This window comes from Polaromonas sp. P3_B1 (assembly GCF_056402935.1).
The window spans coordinates 52,442-74,023 of record NZ_JBFUGK010000027.1 but is presented as its reverse complement, the minus strand read 5'-3'; the positions used below and the strand labels follow the sequence as shown (position 1 = coordinate 74,023).

Below are 21,582 nucleotides of genomic sequence, written 5' to 3'. Positions count from 1 at the left end.
GGGCAAGGTCATCCACATCAGCGCCGACGCCACGCAGAACAACCAGGGCGGCAGTGGCGGTGCGTCTTCAGGCAGCGTAGGTGGCAGCAGCGCGAGCGATGCGGCCGCGGCCGCCGCAGCCGCGATGGCGACCTACAAGGTGCGCGTCAAGCTCGACGAGCAGGTGCTCAAAGACCCGCAGGGCAGGGCGCTGGCCATCACGCCGGGCATGCAGGTCGTGGCCGAGATCAACCAGGGCAAGCGGACGGTGCTCGAGTATTTGCTGTCGCCTGTGCAGAAGGCGGTGCAGGAGTCGGGGAGGGAGAGGTGAGGTTGAACCGCGGACTTGCCATGTGGGCGCCAGTGGAGAAGCGAAATGCGTGACTATTGGCTAACTCAATACCTCCTCAGTGCAATTGGCTGGGGTTATCTGATCATCGTATTGATCGTGCTTGCACTAGTGCTATGGCTAGTCAAAGAGAAAGTTGCGAAGACAGCTGCCGCCCTGATCGTTCTGGGGCTGGCATCCATCCTGCCGATTCAGGGTTTTCAGGAGTATGTAAAAGAAAAAGAGGCCGCAGACGCTTATCGCGCGCGCCTAGCAAAAGCGCAGGCTTTGTTTGACGAGCGCTGCAAGACGGCGGGAGAGAAGATTTACAAGACGGTGGACGGTGTAGATGGACTGCTGTTAATGAAAGTGAGGCAGTACGATGCCGCGAAGTCCAATTCAATGATGGCTGGCGCTGCTGCCGCACACGAATTCTATGGGGACGACTACATACGCTCCTTTCTTTTATATGAACGCGAAGCAACATCGCCTGGCGGTAGATCACTTGTGCTGGATTCATCGACATCAACTGACCCAGGCTACCGGTATGTGGACGTACTTGAGCCTGTGCATCAAAAAAGTTACCGCTATACCCTCGCGGCGGATATGCGAATTAAACGTGAAGAGACTAAAGGTCCAATGCCGCGTTTTGGCGTTACGTTTGAAGACGTCGTGAGTCCAGGTGAGCGTGAGTATTGGGTTGCGAGTAGTACGGTGAAGGTTGTCGACTTAAAAACTCAAGAGACGCTGGGGGAGTTCACGCGATATGTAATCGAGCCGGGTCAAGGTAGCCAGGCCGGACAGAGGGCGCCTTGGTTGTTCGCAAAAGGCTGCGGCATGGATACCAGTTATGGCCGCGATAGCACCCGACTTTTTGTTGCTCARGTACTAAAGCCAATCAAAGAATCCTCGAAATAATCATGTTTACTGAAACTTCTGCGTATCTAAAGTCCGCTAGCTTGCAAATAGTCGTTAAAGCAATGCCTGATGATGGAGGCGAAATTCTCAAAGATTGGCTAGCCATTGGCAATAGTCGCTCAAACAAGTTCACTATCACCCGTGCTGAACAATTGTGTGCGGCACTAGTCAACAACATATCAATGGAAAAGGGAGAAGGAAATGCGTGATTACTGGTTAACCAAGGAACTGCTGCAAGCCGCAGGTATCGGCTTTTTACTGCTGGCCCTGATTGGAATTGGACTGGCGCTGTGGCTGCCCAAGAAATGGTGGGGAAAGCTGCTGGCAGTCTTGGCGGTGGGATTTGTGACTGCCATACCGATTTACAAGGCCGTTCAGGACAACCATCAGCAACAGGTGGTGGTGGATGACTACAAAGAGCGGCTTGCCAAGGCGCAGGCTTTGTTTGAAGAGCGGTGCAAGACTGCGGGGGAGAAAATTTACAAGACAGTGGATGACGTAGATGGTGTGCTGTTGATAAAAGTCAGGCCGGACAAAATCAATTTTGCTGAGCAGCGGGTCATGGATGATCCATATGGGCAAGAAAATTCGGGTGGGGATGGATACATTCGATCATTTCTTGCTGGGAAATCGGATGCTTATTGGCTCACGGATAAAACAATAAAAGGTGCTTTTCAGTTTGTCGAGGTTATCGATACGTCATCGCAAAATATTACTCGTTACACCGCTGAGATAACGACCAAAAGCGGAACAGAGCGTTTGAGTTTAAGAAGCAATGTCGAATCTCGGCAAGAAGCAAGATATGCCGTGGATTGGCAGGACGAGTCAACGCCGACTGATAGAGATAACTGGATCGCTTGTGGTTCAGTGATGGTTCTTGACTCAACGAACAAAGAAATACTAGGGAAGCGCACTGGATGCATGCTCGATACGGGGTTGGGAGACACCTCTGGCGGGCGATCTCCTTGGGCTTATGCCCGAGATAGTGCGTGTCCTGCCCCTCGAAAGACACCTGACGGGCGTGCAATTTTTGATCCTATCGATCGCAATTTCGTAGAAAAAGTGCTTAGGCCAAACACGAAAAACTAGTCATGACAAACGAAATTCAAGCCTATCTTAGGTATGCCAATGTGCAGATGGCTGCAGAAGCCTTGTTAGATCGGTTTCCTGTATCGACAGAGGATGGTTTAAAGAGAGCGCTTGCATTTGGCAACAATCGTTCAAGCAAATTCACCACCACTCAAGCAGATCAATTCGTTGCAGACGGATGGACTGTTGTAGACCACAAGTCCAACACAAATACGGGATTTAGTGGCACGCTCTTCAAAAACACTCTGACGAACGAACTCGTCCTGAGCTTCCGTTCCACTGAATTCATAGACGACGCGGCACGCGACAACCAGGCTACCAACGGGATGGAGATACGCCCCTTTGGCTGGGCCTTCGGACAAATATCGGACATGCAGAGCTGGGTTGATGGGCTGCTCGACAGCAACAAGATCAATCTGCAGCAGACCTTGACTGTCACCGGTTATTCCCTCGGTGGCCACTTGGCGACAGCCTTTGATCTCCTATACCCCAATGCCGCGACGTCCATCTACACATTCAACGGCGCCGGAGTAGGCATCCTTAATAACAGTATCAGTCTTGGCTCAGTCATCAGTGCTTTCGACCAACGCCGCAGCACTGGCAGTAACGCTGACCTGTTCACCGATGCATCCGTGCGAGATTTCTACGATTCCTACAAAAGCATTGTCAGCTATGTGAATGGCGTGGTAACGCTCGAGGTCATCGATTCAGCTTTGGTGCAGGCGAAGACACTGACCACACAGCTATCTCCAAATACAGCTGGCTATGGTGAGGCCGCGCTTCTGGTCAAGGCCCTGCAGCGCGGTAAAGACATCGCTTTTGAAGCTGCGCGGGTAACCAACCTGTCCAGTGGGGACGGCAACAATGCTGCTGGTGTGACGCTGGCCAACATTGAAGCCATTGGCCTGGACTATCAGTTGGCCGTTCTTAAAGCCGGTGAAAAAACCTCCAGTTATGGTGACGAAGATGCAATACGTAAGGCCTTGGGCGGCCTCCCCCGGACCACGGACAACCGGGCCAACGTATTTGATTTGTATGGTGCCACCACCCCATCCATGGTGTCCAATTCTCAACGCCATTTGGGTATTAGCACACCGATATGGATTGAAGACCAACCGCTCCTTCGCGGTAGCGCTGCCGCAGACGTTTATAGCGAAAGCTCATTTGCCAATGGCGTCAAGCTGCTGGTGCCCAATTTTTCTGCCAACGACTTTGGTGACACACACAGCCTGGTGCTGCTCGTTGACAGCCTGAATGTGCAGAACACGCTGGCCCAGCTTGACCCCGCGTTAGATGCCGCCAAGATTAAAAGTATCTTTAACTCTGCCAGCAATGCGACAGTGGAAACAGGTTTTGTGGGTAGCGTTGGCACCAACAATCAAGGCAAGGCGGACGGCGACACATTGGAGCGCGTCCTTAATGCTCTGGCTGACATGCTTGGCCTGGGGTGGGCCGGGGCAGGCCGGCTCAAGGGTAACCTGGATGGCAACACCTGGGCGCTGACAAATGATGTAGCTGGATACAGTGGCAGAACCAAGTTCTATGAAAAGCTTAAGGCGATTACGGACACCTCAACGTACAAGTCAATGCTAGGAAAAGCCACCATCGTTCCTGTCAGTCAAGCAGCTGATGCACGGACGAATTTCGGAAGCTTTCTTGCGCTTAAAGTGCTGAGTCCGTTCGCCATACAAACCAATGATGGCACGGTGATTGCCAAACTCAAACAATCTAATGAAGGCTTGGCGCAATTGTGGGAAGCCGATGCGGAGCTGACCCTTGAGCAGAGAGCCTCCGGTCTCGGCACGTTCTCGAATAGCTGGTATGCCGACCGGGCGGACATGCTTAGGTGGGTCGTCTCCCGTAATACCAATAACGTTGAAGAAGTTCGTAGTCCGGGTGTTTTTCAGGCAGTCGTCTACAGCGACGCAGATAGCTCAACCCGGTTCAGTGTGGCCAATACCAATGCTGGTCCACAAGCCATACTTGAAGCCAAACGAGTCATTTTTGCAGGAAGTGATGCCGACGAACTCTCTGGTGAAGGAAAGGATGACCATATATATGGTGGAGGCGGCAATGACACCATAAATGGAAAAGCAGGCAACGACTACCTCGAAGGCAATGCCGGCGACGACATCCTCATCGGCGGCGAAGGCGACGACACCCTGGTCGGTGGTGCAGGTACCGACACCTACCGCATCACAGCCGGTGAAGGCTTTGACACCCTGACAGACAAAGACGGCAAGATCGAACTCAAGATCGGTGCCGACGTCATTACGTTAGCTGGTGGCCATGCCATCCCCAACTCGGCCAACACCTGGATGGGCCACGACGGCCGCGTGTATTACAGCCTGATTCCATCCTCCAGCGGTGCGGGCGTGATGGACCTCATTGTCAGCACCACTGCTGGCGGCTTCAGGATACGCAACTTTGAAAGCGGCGACCTTGGCATCACGCTCGAAGGCGTGCAGCCCGATACCGTAGAGCGTGCCGTGCGAGAGTCAGGAGGCAACTGGGATCACCCCGGCGCGGAACTCTTCACACTCACTTCGCGTAACCCTTGGTTCATGATCGAGCAGCGGGGCGACCATGACAAATTTGTTGTGGAAACCAGTAGTGATGCATGGGTGATGCCTGATTTGGGCGGCAGTGCCACCGACGCCGGGGATACGGTAATCGGAGGCTCGGGCAACGACCTGCTTGCCACTGGCATGGAAGATTCGGGAAGCCTATATTTTCTGAAAAGCGACCCCACTCTCGGCTACGTTATTTCATCGGAATACAACCCTGCAGGCATTACTGTCGACGGCGTTGAGTATGTTTATGCATACAGCCTGGCTAATAGCGCGCAAGACGTCGGCCGCGACCACATTGAAGGGAACGCCGGCGCAGACGTACTGTCCGGTGGCAATCGCGGCGACGAGTTGCTGGGCGGCAGCGAAGGCGATTTACTGTTCGGCGGTCGCGGGGCAGACTATCTGGACGGCGGGTCAGGCAATGACTTGTTGTTTGCCAGCCACTCGATAGAGCGCCGCAAGATCACCGAATTTGCAACAGTCGGCTCCGGCCAGACGGTCGTGGCCAGTTCAACGGTTGCGGGCCTGTCGATGTGGCGTCTGCTGAGTACCCAGGTAGGTACAAACCTGAGCTACAGCGTAGAAGGGTTGAAGATCGTAGATACCACTAACGAGATAGACCGCCCTGTGGGCTTGCCCCTGAGCAATTATGTGGAGGCCAGCGAATCAATCTATGGCTCTGGTGGGGACATGCTTTTCGGCGGTACGGGTGATGACTTGCTCGTGGGGTCGCATGCGACGGATTATCTTTATGGCGAACAGGATAACGACACAATGTACGGCCGCGGTGGCGCGGACCGTCTCGAAGGCGGTGGCGGCAATGACATCATGTACGGCGATGGTGTGGCCGGTGACCTGAGCTCATGGGCAGCAACGCCTGAAAACCTGTTCGGTGATGATTACCTGGATGGAGGATCTGGCAATGACTTCCTGAACGGTGGCAACGGTGCTGACATCCTGATCGGCGGAGACGGGACGGACTGGCTTTACGGCGGCAAGGGCGACGACACCCTGATCGGTGGCGAAGGACAAGACCGGCTTTACGGCGACGACGACAACGACACCCTGGTAGTGGGGGCAACCGATATTGCCGAAGGCGGTGCGGGTGATGATATTTACCAAGTCAACGGCGATGCCGAACTGACCGACGACTCCGGCCAAAATCGCTACACCATCGATGCCGCCCTGGCGACAGTGGTCAAGCTCAAGGACACCTCGCATGCCGCCGGCACGCTGAACATCATCAACGCCGGCAGTCCAGCGGATGCTCCCGTGCTGACTTTCCTTGCAAACGGCAATCAGGTGTTAACCATCGGGGCGCTACAGGTGCAAGGTACTGGCTGGGTCGACGGCTCCCTGGCGTCTGTCAGCGTCAACGGCAAAAATTACACCGCGAAGGAGTTGCTGCAGCGCAGCCCTACGCCCCGCCAGGTTACGGTGACTGGTGTGCCACAAGAAGTAGTGACGGGAGCCGGCTCGGACGATATCGTCGTCATGGGAAGCGGCCATGTTGTTTCCGCAGGTCAAGGCAACGACGCCGTCCGCTTCGAGTCTGCCGACAATACATTGGAATTCCATGAAGGCGATGGCAACGACCAGGTGACGATGGGCGCTGGAGTTGTTGAAGCAGAGGCCACCGCGCTCACGTTGGCGCTGGACACGAATACCGACATCTCCTTGCTCAGGATTGGATTGTCCGGGCCGATTGACAATCGTAAGCTCGTCCTTTTCATGACCCCTGCCGGGCAAGACTCCATCAGCATCCAGACTGTAGGGGCGGATATTGAGGCTTTTCTTGACCGGTTTGTCATCACGGCGGGTGCGCAAACAACTACGCCGGCCCAGCTGCTTGCCAATGGACAGCAATTTCTGGGCAATGAGTATGACAACGAGCTCATTGCTTTCAACCGGGCCAGCACACTGAATGGCCAGGGTGGTAACGACACGCTGGTGGGTAGCGCTTTTGATGATGTGCTGGATGGCGGTACCGGCAATGATGCGGTCTATGGTGGCTTCGGCAACGATACGTATAAGTGGGGCCGTGGCTTTGGCAGCGATGTTTTGGTGGAACAAGGTGGCAGCGACGTCTTGATGCTGACTAATCTTCTGGATACTGATGTGGCGGCTAGCAAGGACTCATCAGGCAACCTTAAGCTGACGGTGCTTGACTCAGGCGAAGAGCTCGTGATGGCGGCATTCTTCGGATCGGGGTACGACGGCGCTATTGAAAAAATCGTGTTTTCCGACGGATTGGAATGGGATGTCAGCAAACTCAAACTCATGACGCTTGTACCCACTGGGACGGATGACAGCATCACGGGGTTTGACAGCGATGATCATTTGACAGGTGAAGGCGGCAACGATTACCTCAACGGCGCGGGTGGAAATGATTTGCTTGAAGGCGGTGAGGGTAATGACAACCTTCAGGGTGGTCAGGGAGACGACCGCCTGATCGGAGGCATGGGCAACGACAGCCTGACGGGTGGGCTTGGCAACGATACTTTTGTTTGGGGTCTCGGACAGGGGAACGACTCGATTTATGACTTTGGCGGGGGCGCACTTGACACGCTGGAGCTGACTGGTTTAAACCCGGGAGACGTTTCGAGTGTCAGATACAACGGCGGTGAAGCCGTTCTGACGATTAACGCCACGGGTGAAACCATCAGAATTACCCAGCAGTTCTATGCGCTTGATGAGTACTACTACACCGTTGAGCGGCTGCTGTTTGCCGATGGGACCATCTGGAGCATTCAAGATCAGTCGCTCAACATCGAGCTGAGGGAGCGAAGCAACTCTTTCGACCCAACGTTGGTAGGTTGGTCACTGGGAGACCACATCGTTGGCGGCGTTTCTAACAACTACCTGTATGGCGCGGGCGGCGACGACATCCTTGACGGCGGGGGCGGCAATGACCATCTGTATGGTGGTGCAGGTAATGACACCTATATTTGGCATGCAGGCTCGGGCGATGACTTCATCAGTGACCTGGAATGGGACTACGGTGAACACGACCCTGATGGAACCTACCACGGCGGCGGCGGTTTTGACACCGTCAAGCTGACGGGGCTGGACCCGGCCGATATCGTGCTGACCTACGAGCCCGGGAACCTGGACCTGATCATCCAGATCATTTCCACCGGCGAGACATTGACGGTGCAACAGGGCCTCAACCCCGAGGCCGCGAGCTATTTCCTGGAGCGCATTGTTTTCGACAACGGCGTGGTCTGGAACGCGGGCGACATACTCGCGCTGGCTGACGCGAGCCGCCTCAACCATGCCCCTGAGGCGGTGTATCCCTTGGATGACCTGGAAATCGAGGCACAAGGGAACGTCGGCCTTGATATTCCCTCGGACCTGTTCTCTGACGAGGACGGCAATCCGTTGACGTACAGCTTCAGTCTTGCCAACGGCGACCCTTTGCCCGCTTGGCTAAACTTCAACGTCGACTCGTTCAGGCTTGAGGGAACCGCGCCGGTGGGCTTTACCGGGGCGCTTTCCATTACCGTCACGGCAAGGGACGTTTTTGGCCTGGCAGCCTCGTCGAATTTCACGCTCACTGTTGCCGTATCCGATGTGACCATTGAAGGCACGGAAGGCAATGACACCCTCTTCGGCACCTCAGGGGCCGATGTGATGGCCGGCGGTGCCGGTAACGATGACCTCTACGGCGGTGCAGGGGACGACGTATACCTCTTCAGCCGCGGCGATGGTGTAGACCTGGTGAATGAGAACGACGCAACGGCCGGCAATGTAGACACGGTGCGTTTCGACGCCAGTGTTTCCACCGCTGACATCAAGGTCACCCGCGACTATTCCAGCTTGCATCTGGAGATTGACGGCACCACTGACCGCATCATCCTGAACAACTGGTTCAATGGTGATGCCAGCAAAGTGGAGCAGGTCGAGTTTGCCGACGGCACTGTGTGGGACGTTGCCATGCTCGAATCACTGGTGGTGACTGCGCCCGCAACGGAAGAGGCCGACGTATTGTTCGGTAACAGTGGCTCGAACGCGCTGATGGGCTTGGGTGGCGACGATGAGCTCTATGGCGGAGGCGGCGACGATACCCTGGACGGCGGTGCCGGCAACGACTCCCTGGTAGGCGGAACAGGCAGCGATGTGTACCTGTTCGGCGCTGGTTTTGGGCAGGATTGGATTGAGGATTACGACCCGACCGGAGGAGATACCGACATTGTGCGTTTTGACGCCACTGTTGCCGCTGAAGATATCAAGGTCACGCGTGACTATTCCAACCTGTACCTGAACATTGAAGGCACGGACGATCAGATTGTCTTGAGCGGCTGGTTTGGCGATAACTCAAACAAGATCGAGCGGGTTGAATTTGCCGACGGGACGGTGTGGGATGTTGCCATGTTGAAGAGCCTGGTCACGGTCCTGCCGGGTACAGAGGGCGACGATACCCTGTTCGGTTCGAGCGGGGACGACACGTTCAACGCCCTGGAGGGGAACGATGTCATTTACGCTGAAGAAGGCAACGACACCATGGAAGGCGGGGCCGGAAACGACGAGCTGTTTGGCGGCGACGGTAATGACGTGTACCTTTTCGGCGCCGGCTTCGGGACGGACTGGGTCGAGGATTTCGACGGGATCGGGGGAGGTGTCGACACCGTTCGCTTCGACAGCACGATCTCCGCTGATGACATCGAGGTTACCCGCGATGAATCCAATCTCTACCTGAGCGTTGAGGGCACGAACGATCAAATTACCCTCAGCAACTGGTTTTGGAGTGATGCGTACAAGATTGAGCGGGTGGAGTTTGCCGACGGCACGGTATGGGACCAGCAGGCCCTGGAGGCAGCAGTTGCCGCAACCGCAATCACCCCCACCGTCCTGGGCACAGCAGCAGACGATATGTTGGGCGGCACAAGCGGAGCAGACGTGTTTGATGGGCAGGCCGGAAACGACGAGTTTCATGGAGTAGGAGGTAACGACGTCTATCTGTATAGCCTGGGAGACGGCAGCGACACCATACTCGACTACGACGAGACGGCTGGCAACGTCGACACGGTGCGCTTTGACGCCACCGTACTGGCCAGCGACGTCAGCCTCAGCCGAGACTCGTATAACCTGTACCTCAACATCGCAGGAACGGGCGACCGCATCACCCTGGGCGGCTGGTTCTTTGACGATGCTCGCAAAGTCGAGCGCGTTCAGTTTGCCGACGGAACCGTCTGGGACCAGGCGGTGCTGGCCGCCGCAACCGCTTACGTCGGCGCCGAAGGCACGGATATCTTTATCGGAAGTGCAGCCAACAACAGCTTCGACGGCGAAGGTGGTAACGACTACTTCTTCGATATGGCCGGCGGCAACGACGTGTACCTTTACAGCCGCGGGGACGGCTCGGACGAGATCTACGACCAGGATGCCACCGCAGGCAACATAGACACCGTGCGCTTCGACGCCAGCGTGCTGGCCGGCGACGTCACCGTCACTCGCGACCTGCACAACCTGTACCTGAACATCGCTGGCGGCACTGACCGCATCAAGCTCAGGAACTGGTTCGACGGAGACCAGTTCAAGATCGAGCAAGTCCAGTTCGCCGACGGCACCGTGTGGGACCAGCAAACCCTGGCCAGCACGGCAACCGCCATCACGATGACCGTGGTGGGAACGGGCGGCGACGACTACCTGTCAGGCGGCTTCGGCAATGACACCTTGCAAGGCCTGCAAGGCGCTGATGCGCTCTATGGTGCCGAAGGCAACGACGTGTACCTGTACAGCCGGGGAGACGGCAGCGACACCATCATCGACTTCGACGAGACGGCAGGCAATGTGGATACCGTGCGTTTTGACGGCACCGTGCTGGCCAGCGACGTCAGTCTCAGCCGAGACTCGCAGAACCTGTACCTGAACATCAACGGCACGAGCGACCGCATCACCCTGGGGAGCTGGTTCTTTGGCGACGCGCGTCAGGTAGAGCGAGTCGAGTTTGCCGACGGAACCGTCTGGGACCAGACGGTGCTGGGCGCCACGCACGACTACGTCGGCGCCGAGGGTGATGACGTCCTGGTGAGTGTGACCCAGACCAACATCCTGCGCGGCTATGGCGGCAACGACAACCTCTACGGCGGAAACGGTTTCGATGCTCTCGAAGGCGGCGTCGGCAATGATCTTCTGTATGACACCCAGGGCGGCAACTATTACAACGCAGGCTCCGGCCATGATGAGCTGCTCGGCAATATCGGCGGCGACTTCTTCATCGGAGGGGCAGGCGACGACCTCCTCAAGACAGGCGGCGGCGCCGACCTGATCGCCTTCAACCTCGGCGACGGGCAGGATACGGTGGAAACCGACGGGTCAGACGGCCCGCAGGACACCGTCAGCCTGGGCGGAGCCGGCCTGGACTATGCCAACCTGAGCCTGGAAAAGAACGGCGACGACCTGATCCTGAAGGTCAGCGCCACCGACCAGTTGACCTTCAGCAACTGGTATGCCGCCTCCTACAGGCAAGGCGTGCTGAACCTGCAACTGATAGCCGAAGCCATGGCGACCTTCGACGCCGGCTCCAGCGACCCGCTGCTCAACAAGAAGATCCAGACCTTTGACTTCCAGGGACTGGTCGGCGCGTTTGACGCGGCGCGCACGGCCACACCGGGGCTGAGCAGCTGGGCGCTGAGCAACGGGCTCACGCAGTTCCACCTGGCGGGCAGCGACAGCGAAGCCCTGGGCGGCGACCTGGCCTACCACTATGGCGCGGACGGCACGCTGGCGGGTATGGGCCTGGGCAAGGCGCAGGAGGTGCTGACGAATGCGCAGTTTGGTGCGCAGGCGCAGGCCGTGCATTCCACGGCCAGCTTGCAAGAGGGGCTGATCCGGCTGGGCTAAGCGGATGGCGGATGCCGCGGCTGATTTGATTCAGCCGCGGCAGCCCGTGTCATGACTTGGGGCGGATCTTCTTCAGTACCGCAGTACCGCAGTTTCGGCGCGCAGGCTCAGTACGGGTATTGCGTCGCCGACTTGATGTCGTCCAGCGGCGTGGCCGCTATCCAATGGGCGTACTGGTTGACCTTGCGGGTGTCCAGGCCGGCCGGGGCTATGTGGTTGTAGCCGCCATCGCGAAACTTCGACTTTGAAAAATAGTCGTCGGTGTGGATGGCGTGGATATGCAGCGTGAACTCGTCGATATGGCCGACGACGTAGCTTTCGAGGTCGAGGATGCGCTGGTAGGAATAGCGCAAGAATGCGTGGTGGTTTTCATTGGCGGCGATTTCGCCTGCGTAGAGGGTGATCACGCCCTTGAACCAACCCGGCCATTGGCCCTCGCCGTGAGCGTCGAAATGCTCGAGGAGACACTCGCACCAATAGGTTTGCCGCTCCAGGAAGAAGAGAGCGAGTGAGGACTCGGCGAGGATGGACGAGCCGCAGCCGAAGCTTCTCTGGTGGGCGACGCCGTGGGCTTCGCAAAAGGCGACCATCTTGTCCCACACCTCCTGGTTCTCCGCATAGCGGCCGCGCCCCAGCACCGGGAAGTTGGGGCGAAAGTTTGCCAGGTGGCGGGTCAGGAAGACATCGGCATCGGTGCGCAGCAGCCATTTGTACTGRCCCGCAAGATGGGCCGTGTGCGCGCCTGAAACGCAGGCGATGGAGTTGATGAAGTGGTAGCCCTTCCAGCGCCCTTCGCGAGAGATGGGCTCGGCAACGATCTTGATGACGCCGGGGTCGTTGCCGGGCAATTGGTCGTAGGCCTTGGGGTGGCACACCACAATGAGGTCGGAGCGGCGCCAGACACCTGAATGGATCCAGCTTTTGTAGATCCAGCTGAATTCTTCATACATGGACGGGTGGTCGTCGATGTAGAGCAGTATGCCGAGGTCTTTTTCGTATGCCTGCGCGGAAGTTGTGAGGGGCATCAGAAGTTAGAAGTTGCGGTAGGTATAAGAGTTGCCGTCTATCACCTCGGTGTGCGAGACGATGCTGGTGTGCAGGTGCGCCGGCTTGAAGGGCGCGCCTGTGCCCATGCGGGTGACGGTGGTCGGATTGGCGTTGATGTCCCCGACCAGGCGGTCGAAGGGCATGGGGCTGGTCTGGTAGCCGCGCAGCAGGAAGAACTGCATGACCTCTGAACGCATCCAGGCCCAGCGGTCGTGCCAGGTGAAGTCACGCTCGGACCACACGGAGATGTGGGACTCGTGGTGGTCCAGGTTGGCTTTGGCGGTGTCGTAGTAGCTGAACTCGGGGGCGATGACCAGCAGGTAGCCGCAGCGGTAAGTCAGGAAGTTCAGCAGGTCCAGGCCTCTGGATTTGGGCAGGTGCTCTATGCAGTCGCCGATCACGACCAGGTCGTAGGTTTCGTTTTTGTGCTGGTGGATCAGGTCGTAGGCATCCATCACGCGGACGTCGTCATACTTGGCTGCGAGTCCGAACTGGGTCACGTAGTCGGCCGAGATTTCGGTTGCGCGTATGTGGGCTTGCGGCGCGGCCTGCCTGACCAGGTCCGCGTATTTGCCCTGGCCCGCGCCTATGTCCAGGACGGTGGCGGGCGAGATTTTCCGAATGACTTCAAGCGTCAATGTGTCGAACACGGTTTCTGAAAGTCCAGCCACGAGGTTCTTTCCGTGAGGTGTTGTGAAGGGTGAGCGGGCGTCTGCGCTTGTCCCAGTCCGCAACCTTAAACGAAGACGAGGGATGGCCCGGCCGGGGGCCGGAAAAATGTTTACAAATAAGACATGGATGAGCGCTTGATGGCGGTAGTCGGCCACTTTATACTGTATATAAATACAGTATTCAAGTATCATGTCCGACGCCACCATCCCCCTGCACGCCATCAAGGGCCGCGGCACCGCCACGCGCATCGCGCACCGGTTTGAGAAGGATGTGCGCACTGCCTGGGATGATGGCTGGGGCACGCTGGAAGAGGGAATGGCGGGCGAGGTGCCGCGGCTGGAAACGACGGTGACGATGGAGGATGCCCGCAGCGCCATTGTGCGCAACGACTCGCCCGACATCTTTTTTGACTACAGCATCAATCCCTACCGGGGTTGCGAGCATGGCTGTGTGTACTGTTATGCGCGGCCCACGCACAGCTACCTGAATCTTTCGCCGGGCCTGGACTTTGAAACCAAAATCATTGCCAAGCGCAATATCGCCGAGGCCTTGCGCGCAGACCTTGCCAGGCGCAGCTATGTGCCGCGCCTGCTCAACATAGGCTCGGGCACCGACTGTTACCAGCCGGCCGAGCGCGAGCTGCGGCTCACGCGCGGCCTGATCGAGGTGATGCGCGATACCTGCCACCCGTTTTCTTTGATCACCAAGTCCAGCGGCGTGGAGCGCGACCTGGACCTGATCGCACCGCTTGCCGCCGACAAGCTGGCCGCCGTGTACATCACCGTCACCACGCTGGACGGCGAGCTCGCGCGCAAGCTGGAGCCGCGCGCTGCGGCACCGCACCGCCGCCTGCGCACCATTCGCACGCTGGCCGAGCACGGCGTGCCTGTGGGTGTCAGCGTGGCGCCGCAGATTCCCTTTGTGAACGAGGACATGGAGCATGTGCTGGAGGCGGCCTGGGAGGCCGGTGCGCGTTCGGCGTTTTACACGGTGATCCGCCTGCCCTGGGAAGTGGCGCCCCTCTTCAAGGAGTGGCTGGAGCTGCACTACCCGCAGCGCGCCGCGCGCATCATGGCGCGCATCCAGGAAATGCGCGGCGGCAAGGACTACGACAGCGATTTCGCCTCGCGCATGAAGGGCTACGGCCTTTGGGCCGACCTGATCAAGCAGCGCTTTGAGAAATGCTGCAACCGCCTGGGCTTTAACCGCCAGCGCGTGGAGCTGGACTTGAGCCGCTTCAGGCCGCCGGGTGCGGCGGGGCAGGGTAGCCTGTTCTGACGGCCCGGCAGCTTGGGGTCGCGAGGGCTATAGTGCAAGCCCAACATTGAAGGAGTTCATCTTGGCATTCGAATGGAAACATTCATCGGAGTACGTGGACTGGGACGCGCTCTCACACCTCTACCGGATCGCGCCATTGGGCGAGAAGAAAGCGGCGGACCTGAAAGTCGTGTTCTCCAACAGCCTGTTCAAAAGTTTTGTGTATGAGGGCGGGCAACTGATTGGCGCCGGCCGCGCGCTGGCCGATGGCATGGACTGCTCGTACATCTGCGATATCGCGGTGCACCCGGACCACCAGGGCGTGGGCCTGGGCAAGGAGATTGTTGCCTCGCTGGTCGGCCTCTCAACGGGCCACAAGAAGATCATCCTCTATGCGGTGGCCGGCAAGGAACCGTTTTACCGCAAGCTGGGTTTTAGCCGCATGCTGACGGCGATGGCGATTTTCAGGAACCAGGAACAAGCACTGCAAAGCGGGCTGATCAGCGACAGCTGAAGTGGGTGTTTCTCTTTCCCCTCTGGGGGAAGGCAGGGATGGGGGCTGACGGCGATGGATATTTTGCTGGCTTGATTGAGGCCGACGGCCCTCACCCTAACCCTCTCCCAGAGGGAGAGGGAATAAAAACGGGCAGAGTAAAGCAGCGGGCCTGAGTTGGTTTTTGCTCCTTCTCCCTCTGGGAGAAGGCGGGGATGAGGGCTGACGGCGATGGATATTTCACTGGCTTATTTGAAGCCGCGGGCCCTCACCCTAGCCCTCTCCCAGAGGGAGAGGGAATAAAAACGGGCAGAGTAAAGCAGTGGGTCTGAGTTGGTTTTTGCTCCTTCTCCCTCTGGGAGAAGGCCGGGATGAGGGCTGACGGCGATGGATAGTTCGCTGGCTTGCTTGAGGCCGACGGCCCTCACCCTAACCCTCTCCCAGGGGGAGAGGGGATGAAGCGGGGAAAGGGGCAAACCTAACGCAAATAGCTGCGGTTCAGCCGCAGCTCGAGTTTGCTCTGCAGCTTTTCAAACGAAGCGCTCATGGCCCAGTAAATCCCTGCGGCCGCCAGGTAAAGCGGAAAGGGCTGGAAGGTGGTGGCGATGACTTCCTTGGTCGCGAGCATCAGCTCACCCACGGCGATCACCGAGACCAGGGACGTGTCCTTGATCAGGCTGATGAGGCTGTTGGACAGGCTGGGCACGGCCAGCCTCAGGGCTTGCGGGCCTATCACGTAGCGCAGGGTCTGCGCTTGCGTGAGGCCCAGGCTGCGGGCCGCGTTCCACTGGCCGTGCTCCACGCCGTTGATGGCACCGCGAATCGTTTCCGACAGGTAGGCGCCCACGTTGAGGCTCAGGCCCAGGATGCCGGCGCTGATGGGGTCGAACTGTATGCCTATGCTGGGCAGGCCGAAGTAGATAACAAAAAGCTGCACCAGCAGCGGCGTGCCGCGCATGCAGCTGACGTAGAGCGCCGCGAACTGCGACAGCCCCGGCACCTTGGCCAGCCGCGTGATGGCCACAAGGGTGCCGACGATGGCGCCGAAAAAAATCGATGCCACGGCCAATAGCAGCGTCCATCCCGCGCCCTTGAGCATCAGCGGCAGGGCGTCGCGCAGCAAAGAGGTCAAGCCGGACAAGTCCATGATGGGGGTCTCCACAAATAAAAACCCCCAGAACCTGTTCACGGCCTAAACGGGGCCGCGTTGGGATGCAATCGGGATGAGTGGGCCGACCAGGAACGCCGCATGGGCTAATGCCCATGCAAGGGCCTGGGTGGCTCAATCGCCCGATTTCATCCCAACCCGGAGGGCAAGCCCCTTCTCGGGCGGTCTGCGGCGTTGCGGCGCTAGCCCATAGGTGAACTATGGGCGTCGCACCGCGCCTTGCATCCCATCCCGAAAAGGGGCTTGCGCGGCCCCGTTTAGGCCGTGAACAGGTTCTAAGAGCCGGGGTGTTTCAGGCGCCTGCCGAAGAAAGGCGCGCGGCTGATGGGATGTTACTTCGCCACAGGCGGTTTGCTCACGTCGCGGTCAAACCACTTGGTGGAGATTTTGGCGAAGCTGCCGTCGGCCTGCAGGTCGGCGATTGCCTTGTCGATGGCGGCCTTGAACTTGGGGTTGTTCTTGACGAAAGGGATGCCGGATTTTTCGAGATCGCCCACGGGTGCGCCGGGCTTGAGCGGCAGCTTGGTCTGCTTGACGATATAGGGGATCAAGAGGCTGTCGTTAAGCGCCGCGTCGATGCGGCCCAGTGCCAGGTCCTGCAAATACTCTTGCGCGCCGGGATAGGTCTTGACGTCTATGCCTCCCACCTTTTTGGCGATGTCGGCGTAGTTGGTGCCCTGGCCCAGGCCCAGCTTTTTGCCCTTGAGGTCGGCCAGCGACTTGAACTCGCGCTTTTCATCCTTGCGCACGATCAGCTGCGGGGCCGAGATGGTGTAGGGCTCGGAGAAATCAAAGGTCTCCTTGCGCTTGTCGGTGATGCCGACCTGGTTGATGACCACGTCGTACTTGCCCGCCTGCAGGCCGGCCAGGATGGCGCTCCACTCGCTGGTCGAGAACTCGGCCTTCACGCCCAGCTTTTGCGCCAGGGCATTGGCCAGCTCGACTTCAAAGCCGGCGAGCTGGCCGCCTTCCTTGTAATTGAACGGGGGGTAAGTGCCTTCGAGGGCCACCTTGAGCGTGCCGCGCTGCTTGACGGTGTCCAGCAGGTCGGCGGCGCTGGCGCCGAAAGCGAATGTCAGAAGGAGTGCGGAGGCGACGGCCTTGCGAATATTCATATTCAACCCTTGCATAAGAGAATTGTTATTGAGATGAATGTGAATATTAGGCGTATCACCACAGAGGCGCAGGGCAAGCCGCAAAAGCCCTACGTGGCATCTGGTGATGGCGAACCGAAAGCCGCTGGTTTCCTTGTTTTCAATCTGCGTAAATCTGCGTCATCTGCGGATGAATTCTTGGCGGGCCTAGGGCTTGGCGCAGCCCGCGTAGATGTCGAGCGCGGGCTTGTAGACGCTGGTCTGCACATTCATCAGGCCCAGCACCGAATGAAAGTAGTTGTCATGGCTGACAGGCACGTCCAGCTGCTGCTTGAGGCAGGCCGTCGTCAGCTTGCTGCGCTGCTCGAAGCCGGGCGACAGCCAGGTGATCCAGGGCACGCGCTTTTGCACATCGGGCGCGATGCCGTAGGGCATGCCGTGCAGGTAGAGGTTGTTCTCGCCCAGCGATTCACCGTGGTCGGCCAGGTAGAGCAGGGCGGGCGCGCTGCGCGCTTCCTGCGCCTTCAGCCATTGGATGGACGAGGCCAGCAGCTTGTCGGTGTAGACGATGCTGTTGTCATACGCATTGACCAGGCCTTCACGGCTGCAGCTTTGCAGCGCGTTGTCGGTGCATTCGGGCAGGAATTTTTTGACGGCCTGCGGCGAGCGTCTGTAGTAGGCCGGGCCGTGGCCGCCCATCTGGTGCATCACAACCACCACGCCCTTGGCGCGTCGCTCAGCGGGCAGCGCGGCGATGCGCTCGTCGATGCCCTGCAGCATCACTTCATCAAAGCACTCGCCGCTGTCGCACAGGCCGGGCACCTGCAACTGCACCGTGTTGACGTTGGGCACGCGGTCGCACACGCCCTTGCAGCCCGACTGGTTGTCTATCCACAGCACGGCGAGGCCCGCGCGCTGCAGCACGTCGAGCAGGCCTTCGTAATTGGCCGGCCGCGAGTCGTAGGCTTCGCGCCCGAAGTGGGAGAACATGCAGGGCACGGAGGCTGCCGTGCTGGTGCCGCAGGACCAGGCATTGCGCAGGCTCACGACATTCTCTTTGGCGAGCAGCGGGTTGGTGGGGCGGGCGTAGCCGTTGAGCGAGAAGTTGCCGCTGCGCGCTGTCTCGCCCAGCACCAGCAGCAACAGCGGCGGCTTGTTTTGCGCGTTGTAGCTGGCGCCCAGCTTGGCGTCTTCACCGAGCGGCAGCACCACGGATTCATCGCGCTGGAAAGGCTTGGCCGCGATGGAGCCCAGCGCGTAAAAGGAATTGAGCGGGTTGATCAGGTAGCGCACATGGGTGTAGTTGCGCATCACAGACGCAATGCTCTGGAAAAACAGAAACACCACCAGCACCAGCAGCACAGAGGCGCCGGCCAGGGTGGCAAAGTTGCCGAGCAATTGCCGCGCGGCGCTGGCGCGTCTGACTTTTTGCCGCCACAGCAGCACCAGCGGCAGCACCGCCAGCACCAGCACCGTGGCCAGCAAACGCCAGTTCAACAGGTCGCGGGTTTCGCGCACATCGGTCTGCAGGGTGTTGACCATCATGGTCTTGTCGATGACCACGCCGTAGGCCATCATGAAATAGGCACCGAAGGCCGCCGAGAGCAGGAACAGGGTGATGGCCGGCTTGAGCGTCCAGCGCCAGGCCAGCAGGCTTAGCAGGGCTGTGGTGGCCAGCGTGATCACCAGTACCAGCGCGACGCTGATGACAACCGCCTGGCCTCCGCTGAGGCCGGGCAGGCGAAACAGCTCGCGCCACAGCGCCACGTTGCACACGGTGGCGATCCAGAGGCTGGACACGATCACCAGCCACAGGGGGCGCATGCCGGGCGCTTGCCGAACGGTTGGCAGGGGGGCGGGCCGCGTTGCGAACGACGAGGCAGGTGAGGCGGAGGATGCGGGGCGCAGCGGCATAGCGCTGCATTGTATTTGCCGTGCCTTAGGGTGAGCTTATGGCCTCAGGCCGCACTGCCCAGACCCAGGTGCCGCGCATGGTGGCGCAGGTGCTCGGCCATGAAGGTGGCGATGAAGTAGTAGCCGTGGTCGTAACCCGCATGGCGGTGCAGCGCCAGCGGCTGGCCTGCTTTGGCGCAGGCCGCCTCAAACAATTCAGGGTGCAGCTGTTCGGCAAGGAATTTGTCGGCCAGGCCCTGGTCTATGCGTATGCCGCCGGGGTAGGGGGCTTGTTGGCGTTGGGCCATCAAGGCCGTGGCGTCGTGTTCGGCCCAGGCTGATTCATCGCTTCCAAGATAGCCGGTGAAGGCCTTGCGTCCCCAGGGGCACTGGCTGGGCGCGCAGATGGGCGCAAAGGCCGAGACCGACTTGAACAAGTCAGGATGCCTGAGCGCAAGCGTCAACGCGCCGTGGCCGCCCATGGAGTGGCCGAAGATGCCTGCACGGCCCGCATCCAGTGGCAGCGTGTCGGCCAGCAGTGGCATCAGCTCCGCAGTGATGTAGCTCTCCATGCGGTAATGCCGCGACCATGGGGCTTGCGTGGCATCGAGGTAGAAGCCTGCGCCCACGCCAAAATCCCAGTTCTCGGTCTCGCCGGGAACCCCTGCACCGCGTGGGCTGGTGTCGGGAGTGACCAGGGCCAGGCCCAGCTCGGCCGCCAGGCGCTGGGCACCGGCTTTGATCATGAAGGTTTCTTCGGTGCAGGTCAGGCCCGCAAGGTAGACCAGGAAGGGCACCTTGTTGCCGGCCAGGGCCTGCGGCGGCAGGAAGACCGAAAAGCGCATGGGCAGGCCGATCTCGCGCGAGCCGTGCTGGTAAAAGCGCTGCAGTCCGCCGAAGCAGCCGTGTTCGCTGAGGAGTTCTGGAGTCGAGTTCATGAGCAGGGTTGTCTTTCCGTTCGGGCTGAGCTTGTCGAAGCCTTGATTGTTCAGGCAGGCCCTTCGCCCTTCGACAAGCTCAGGACAGGCCAAGCTCAGGGCGAACGGAAAACAAGGCCGTGGGCTTTTAGTACAGAACAACTCCGCGAATCGACTCGCCGCTCTTCATCAAATCAAAACCTTTGTTGATGTCCTCCAGCGGCATGGTGTGCGTGATCAGGTCGTCGATGTTGATCTTGCCTTCCATATACCAGTCGACGATTTTGGGCACATCCGTGCGGCCGCGCGCGCCACCGAAGGCCGAGCCTTCCCATTTGCGGCCGGTGACCAGCTGGAAGGGCCGGGTGCTGATTTCGGCGCCGGCTTCTGCCACGCCGATGATGATGCTGCGGCCCCAGCCCTTGTGGGTGCATTCCAGCGCCTGGCGCATGACCTTGGTATTGCCTATGCATTCAAAGCTGTAGTCGGCGCCGCCGTCGGTCAGTTGCACGATGGCGTCGACCACGTTCTCGGTCTCTTTCGGGTTGATGAAGTGCGTCATGCCGAACTTGCGCGCCATTTCCTGGCGCGCGGGGTTGATGTCCACGCCGATGATCTTGTCGGCGCCCACCATCTTCGCGCCCTGGATCACATTGAGGCCAATGCCGCCCAGGCCGAACACCACGACGTTGGCGCCGGCTTCGACCTTGGCGGTAAAGAGCACCGCGCCTATGCCGGTGGTCACGCCGCAGCCGATGTAGCAGACCTTGTCGAAGGGCGCGTCTTCACGGATTTTTGCCAGCGAGATCTCGGGCGCGACGGTGTAGTTGCTGAAGGTGGAGGTACCCATGTAGTGGAAGATGGGCTTGCCGTCCAGGCTGAAGCGGCTGGTGGCGTCGGGCATCAGGCCTTTGCCTTGCGTGCCGCGAATCAACTGGCATAAATTGGTTTTGCGCGAAAGGCAAAACTTGCACTGCCGGCATTCCGGTGTGTAGAGCGGGATGACGTGGTCGCCTTTTTTGAGGGTGGTCACACCGGGGCCGACGTCGACCACGATGCCCGCGCCTTCATGGCCCAGGATGGCCGGGAAGATGCCTTCGGGGTCGGCGCCCGAGAGCGTGTAGTAGTCGGTGTGGCAGATGCCGGTGGCCTTGATCTCGACGAGCACTTCGCCGAATTTCGGGCCTTGCAGGTCCACGGTTTCAATTGTCAGGGGCTGGCCTGATTTCCAGGCGACGGCGGCTTTGGTTTTCATGGTGGGAGGGCTTGTGTGGGAAGTGAGCGATGGCGCGTTGCGCTGCATTGCGC

Annotated in this window: 13 protein-coding genes and 1 pseudogene; 7 read left to right on the top strand and 7 right to left on the bottom strand. The window is 59.2% G+C overall.

Annotation, left to right across the window (positions count from 1 at the left end):
- The 5 genes and pseudogenes from AC1DXS_RS16295 to AC1DXS_RS16275 form a co-directional block, all read left to right on the top strand.
- Positions 1–310, top strand: a pseudogene (locus AC1DXS_RS16295) (HlyD family type I secretion periplasmic adaptor subunit); the annotation flags it as partial.
- Positions 311–355: 45 nt separating this feature from the next.
- Positions 356–1,225: a hypothetical protein gene (locus AC1DXS_RS16290; RefSeq protein WP_477738519.1), complete on the top strand. Its 870-nt coding sequence runs from the start codon at positions 356–358 to the stop codon at positions 1,223–1,225.
- A 2-nt stretch (positions 1,226–1,227) separates the two neighbouring features.
- Complete coding sequence (locus AC1DXS_RS16285; RefSeq protein WP_477738518.1) at positions 1,228–1,434, top strand: hypothetical protein; 207 nt, start codon at positions 1,228–1,230, stop codon at positions 1,432–1,434.
- Positions 1,427–2,314, top strand: a complete 888-nt coding sequence (locus tag AC1DXS_RS16280; protein WP_477738517.1) for a hypothetical protein — start codon at positions 1,427–1,429, stop codon at positions 2,312–2,314. The genes AC1DXS_RS16285 and AC1DXS_RS16280 overlap by 8 nt, the downstream gene beginning before the upstream one ends.
- Before the next feature lie 2 nt (positions 2,315–2,316).
- On the top strand, positions 2,317–11,733 hold the full coding sequence (locus tag AC1DXS_RS16275; RefSeq protein WP_477738516.1) for a calcium-binding protein: 9,417 nt from the start codon (positions 2,317–2,319) through the stop codon (positions 11,731–11,733).
- 107 nt (positions 11,734–11,840) lie between these two features.
- Here the strand turns inward: AC1DXS_RS16275 and AC1DXS_RS16270 are convergent, their stop codons facing one another.
- Positions 11,841–12,758: a DUF7164 domain-containing protein gene (locus tag AC1DXS_RS16270; protein ID WP_477738515.1), complete on the bottom strand. Its 918-nt coding sequence runs from the start codon at positions 12,756–12,758 to the stop codon at positions 11,841–11,843.
- 6 nt (positions 12,759–12,764) lie between these two features.
- Positions 12,765–13,451, bottom strand: a complete 687-nt coding sequence (locus AC1DXS_RS16265; protein WP_477738514.1) for a class I SAM-dependent methyltransferase — start codon at positions 13,449–13,451, stop codon at positions 12,765–12,767.
- Between the two features lie 190 nt (positions 13,452–13,641).
- Between AC1DXS_RS16265 and AC1DXS_RS16260 the strand changes: the two genes are divergently transcribed.
- Positions 13,642–14,730, top strand: a complete 1,089-nt coding sequence (locus AC1DXS_RS16260; RefSeq protein WP_477738513.1) for a PA0069 family radical SAM protein — start codon at positions 13,642–13,644, stop codon at positions 14,728–14,730.
- A gap of 61 nt (positions 14,731–14,791) precedes the next feature.
- Positions 14,792–15,223 (top strand): GNAT family N-acetyltransferase, encoded by a 432-nt coding sequence (locus AC1DXS_RS16255; RefSeq protein WP_477738512.1) that lies wholly within the window; start codon positions 14,792–14,794, stop codon positions 15,221–15,223.
- Between the two features lie 457 nt (positions 15,224–15,680).
- Here AC1DXS_RS16255 and AC1DXS_RS16250 read toward each other — a convergent pair whose 3' ends face one another.
- The 5 genes from AC1DXS_RS16250 to AC1DXS_RS16230 all read right to left on the bottom strand — a co-directional run bounded on the left by AC1DXS_RS16250 (position 15,681) and on the right by AC1DXS_RS16230 (position 21,529).
- A complete protein-coding gene (locus AC1DXS_RS16250) occupies positions 15,681–16,349 on the bottom strand; it encodes an amino acid ABC transporter permease (protein ID WP_477738511.1) in 669 nt (222 codons plus the stop codon).
- Between the two features lie 353 nt (positions 16,350–16,702).
- Positions 16,703–17,485: a transporter substrate-binding domain-containing protein gene (locus tag AC1DXS_RS16245; protein WP_477738510.1), complete on the bottom strand. Its 783-nt coding sequence runs from the start codon at positions 17,483–17,485 to the stop codon at positions 16,703–16,705.
- 186 nt (positions 17,486–17,671) lie between these two features.
- A complete protein-coding gene (locus AC1DXS_RS16240) occupies positions 17,672–19,378 on the bottom strand; it encodes a phosphoethanolamine transferase (protein ID WP_477738509.1) in 1,707 nt (568 codons plus the stop codon).
- 44 nt (positions 19,379–19,422) lie between these two features.
- On the bottom strand, positions 19,423–20,295 hold the full coding sequence (gene fghA / locus AC1DXS_RS16235) for an S-formylglutathione hydrolase (RefSeq protein WP_477738508.1): 873 nt from the start codon (positions 20,293–20,295) through the stop codon (positions 19,423–19,425).
- A 127-nt stretch (positions 20,296–20,422) separates the two neighbouring features.
- The gene (locus AC1DXS_RS16230) at positions 20,423–21,529 is read right to left on the bottom strand and encodes an S-(hydroxymethyl)glutathione dehydrogenase/class III alcohol dehydrogenase (protein ID WP_477695463.1); all 1,107 of its coding nucleotides are present in this window, start codon (positions 21,527–21,529) and stop codon (positions 20,423–20,425) included.
- Positions 21,530–21,582: the final 53 nt, after the last annotated feature.

Excerpts from the sequence above, each read along its gene's own strand:
- AC1DXS_RS16275 (WP_477738516.1), top strand. The coding sequence starts at position 2,317 with ATGACAAACGAAATTCAAGCCTATCTTAGGTATGCCAATGTGCAGATG.
- AC1DXS_RS16285 (WP_477738518.1), top strand. The coding sequence starts at position 1,228 with ATGTTTACTGAAACTTCTGCGTATCTAAAGTCCGCTAGCTTGCAAATA.
- AC1DXS_RS16230 (WP_477695463.1), bottom strand. The coding sequence starts at position 21,529 with ATGAAAACCAAAGCCGCCGTCGCCTGGAAATCAGGCCAGCCCCTGACA.
- AC1DXS_RS16245 (WP_477738510.1), bottom strand. The coding sequence starts at position 17,485 with ATGAATATTCGCAAGGCCGTCGCCTCCGCACTCCTTCTGACATTCGCT.
- AC1DXS_RS16280 (WP_477738517.1), top strand. The coding sequence starts at position 1,427 with ATGCGTGATTACTGGTTAACCAAGGAACTGCTGCAAGCCGCAGGTATC.
- AC1DXS_RS16240 (WP_477738509.1), bottom strand. The coding sequence starts at position 19,378 with ATGCCGCTGCGCCCCGCATCCTCCGCCTCACCTGCCTCGTCGTTCGCA.
- fghA (WP_477738508.1), bottom strand. The coding sequence starts at position 20,295 with ATGAACTCGACTCCAGAACTCCTCAGCGAACACGGCTGCTTCGGCGGA.
- AC1DXS_RS16250 (WP_477738511.1), bottom strand. The coding sequence starts at position 16,349 with ATGGACTTGTCCGGCTTGACCTCTTTGCTGCGCGACGCCCTGCCGCTG.
- AC1DXS_RS16260 (WP_477738513.1), top strand. The coding sequence starts at position 13,642 with ATGTCCGACGCCACCATCCCCCTGCACGCCATCAAGGGCCGCGGCACC.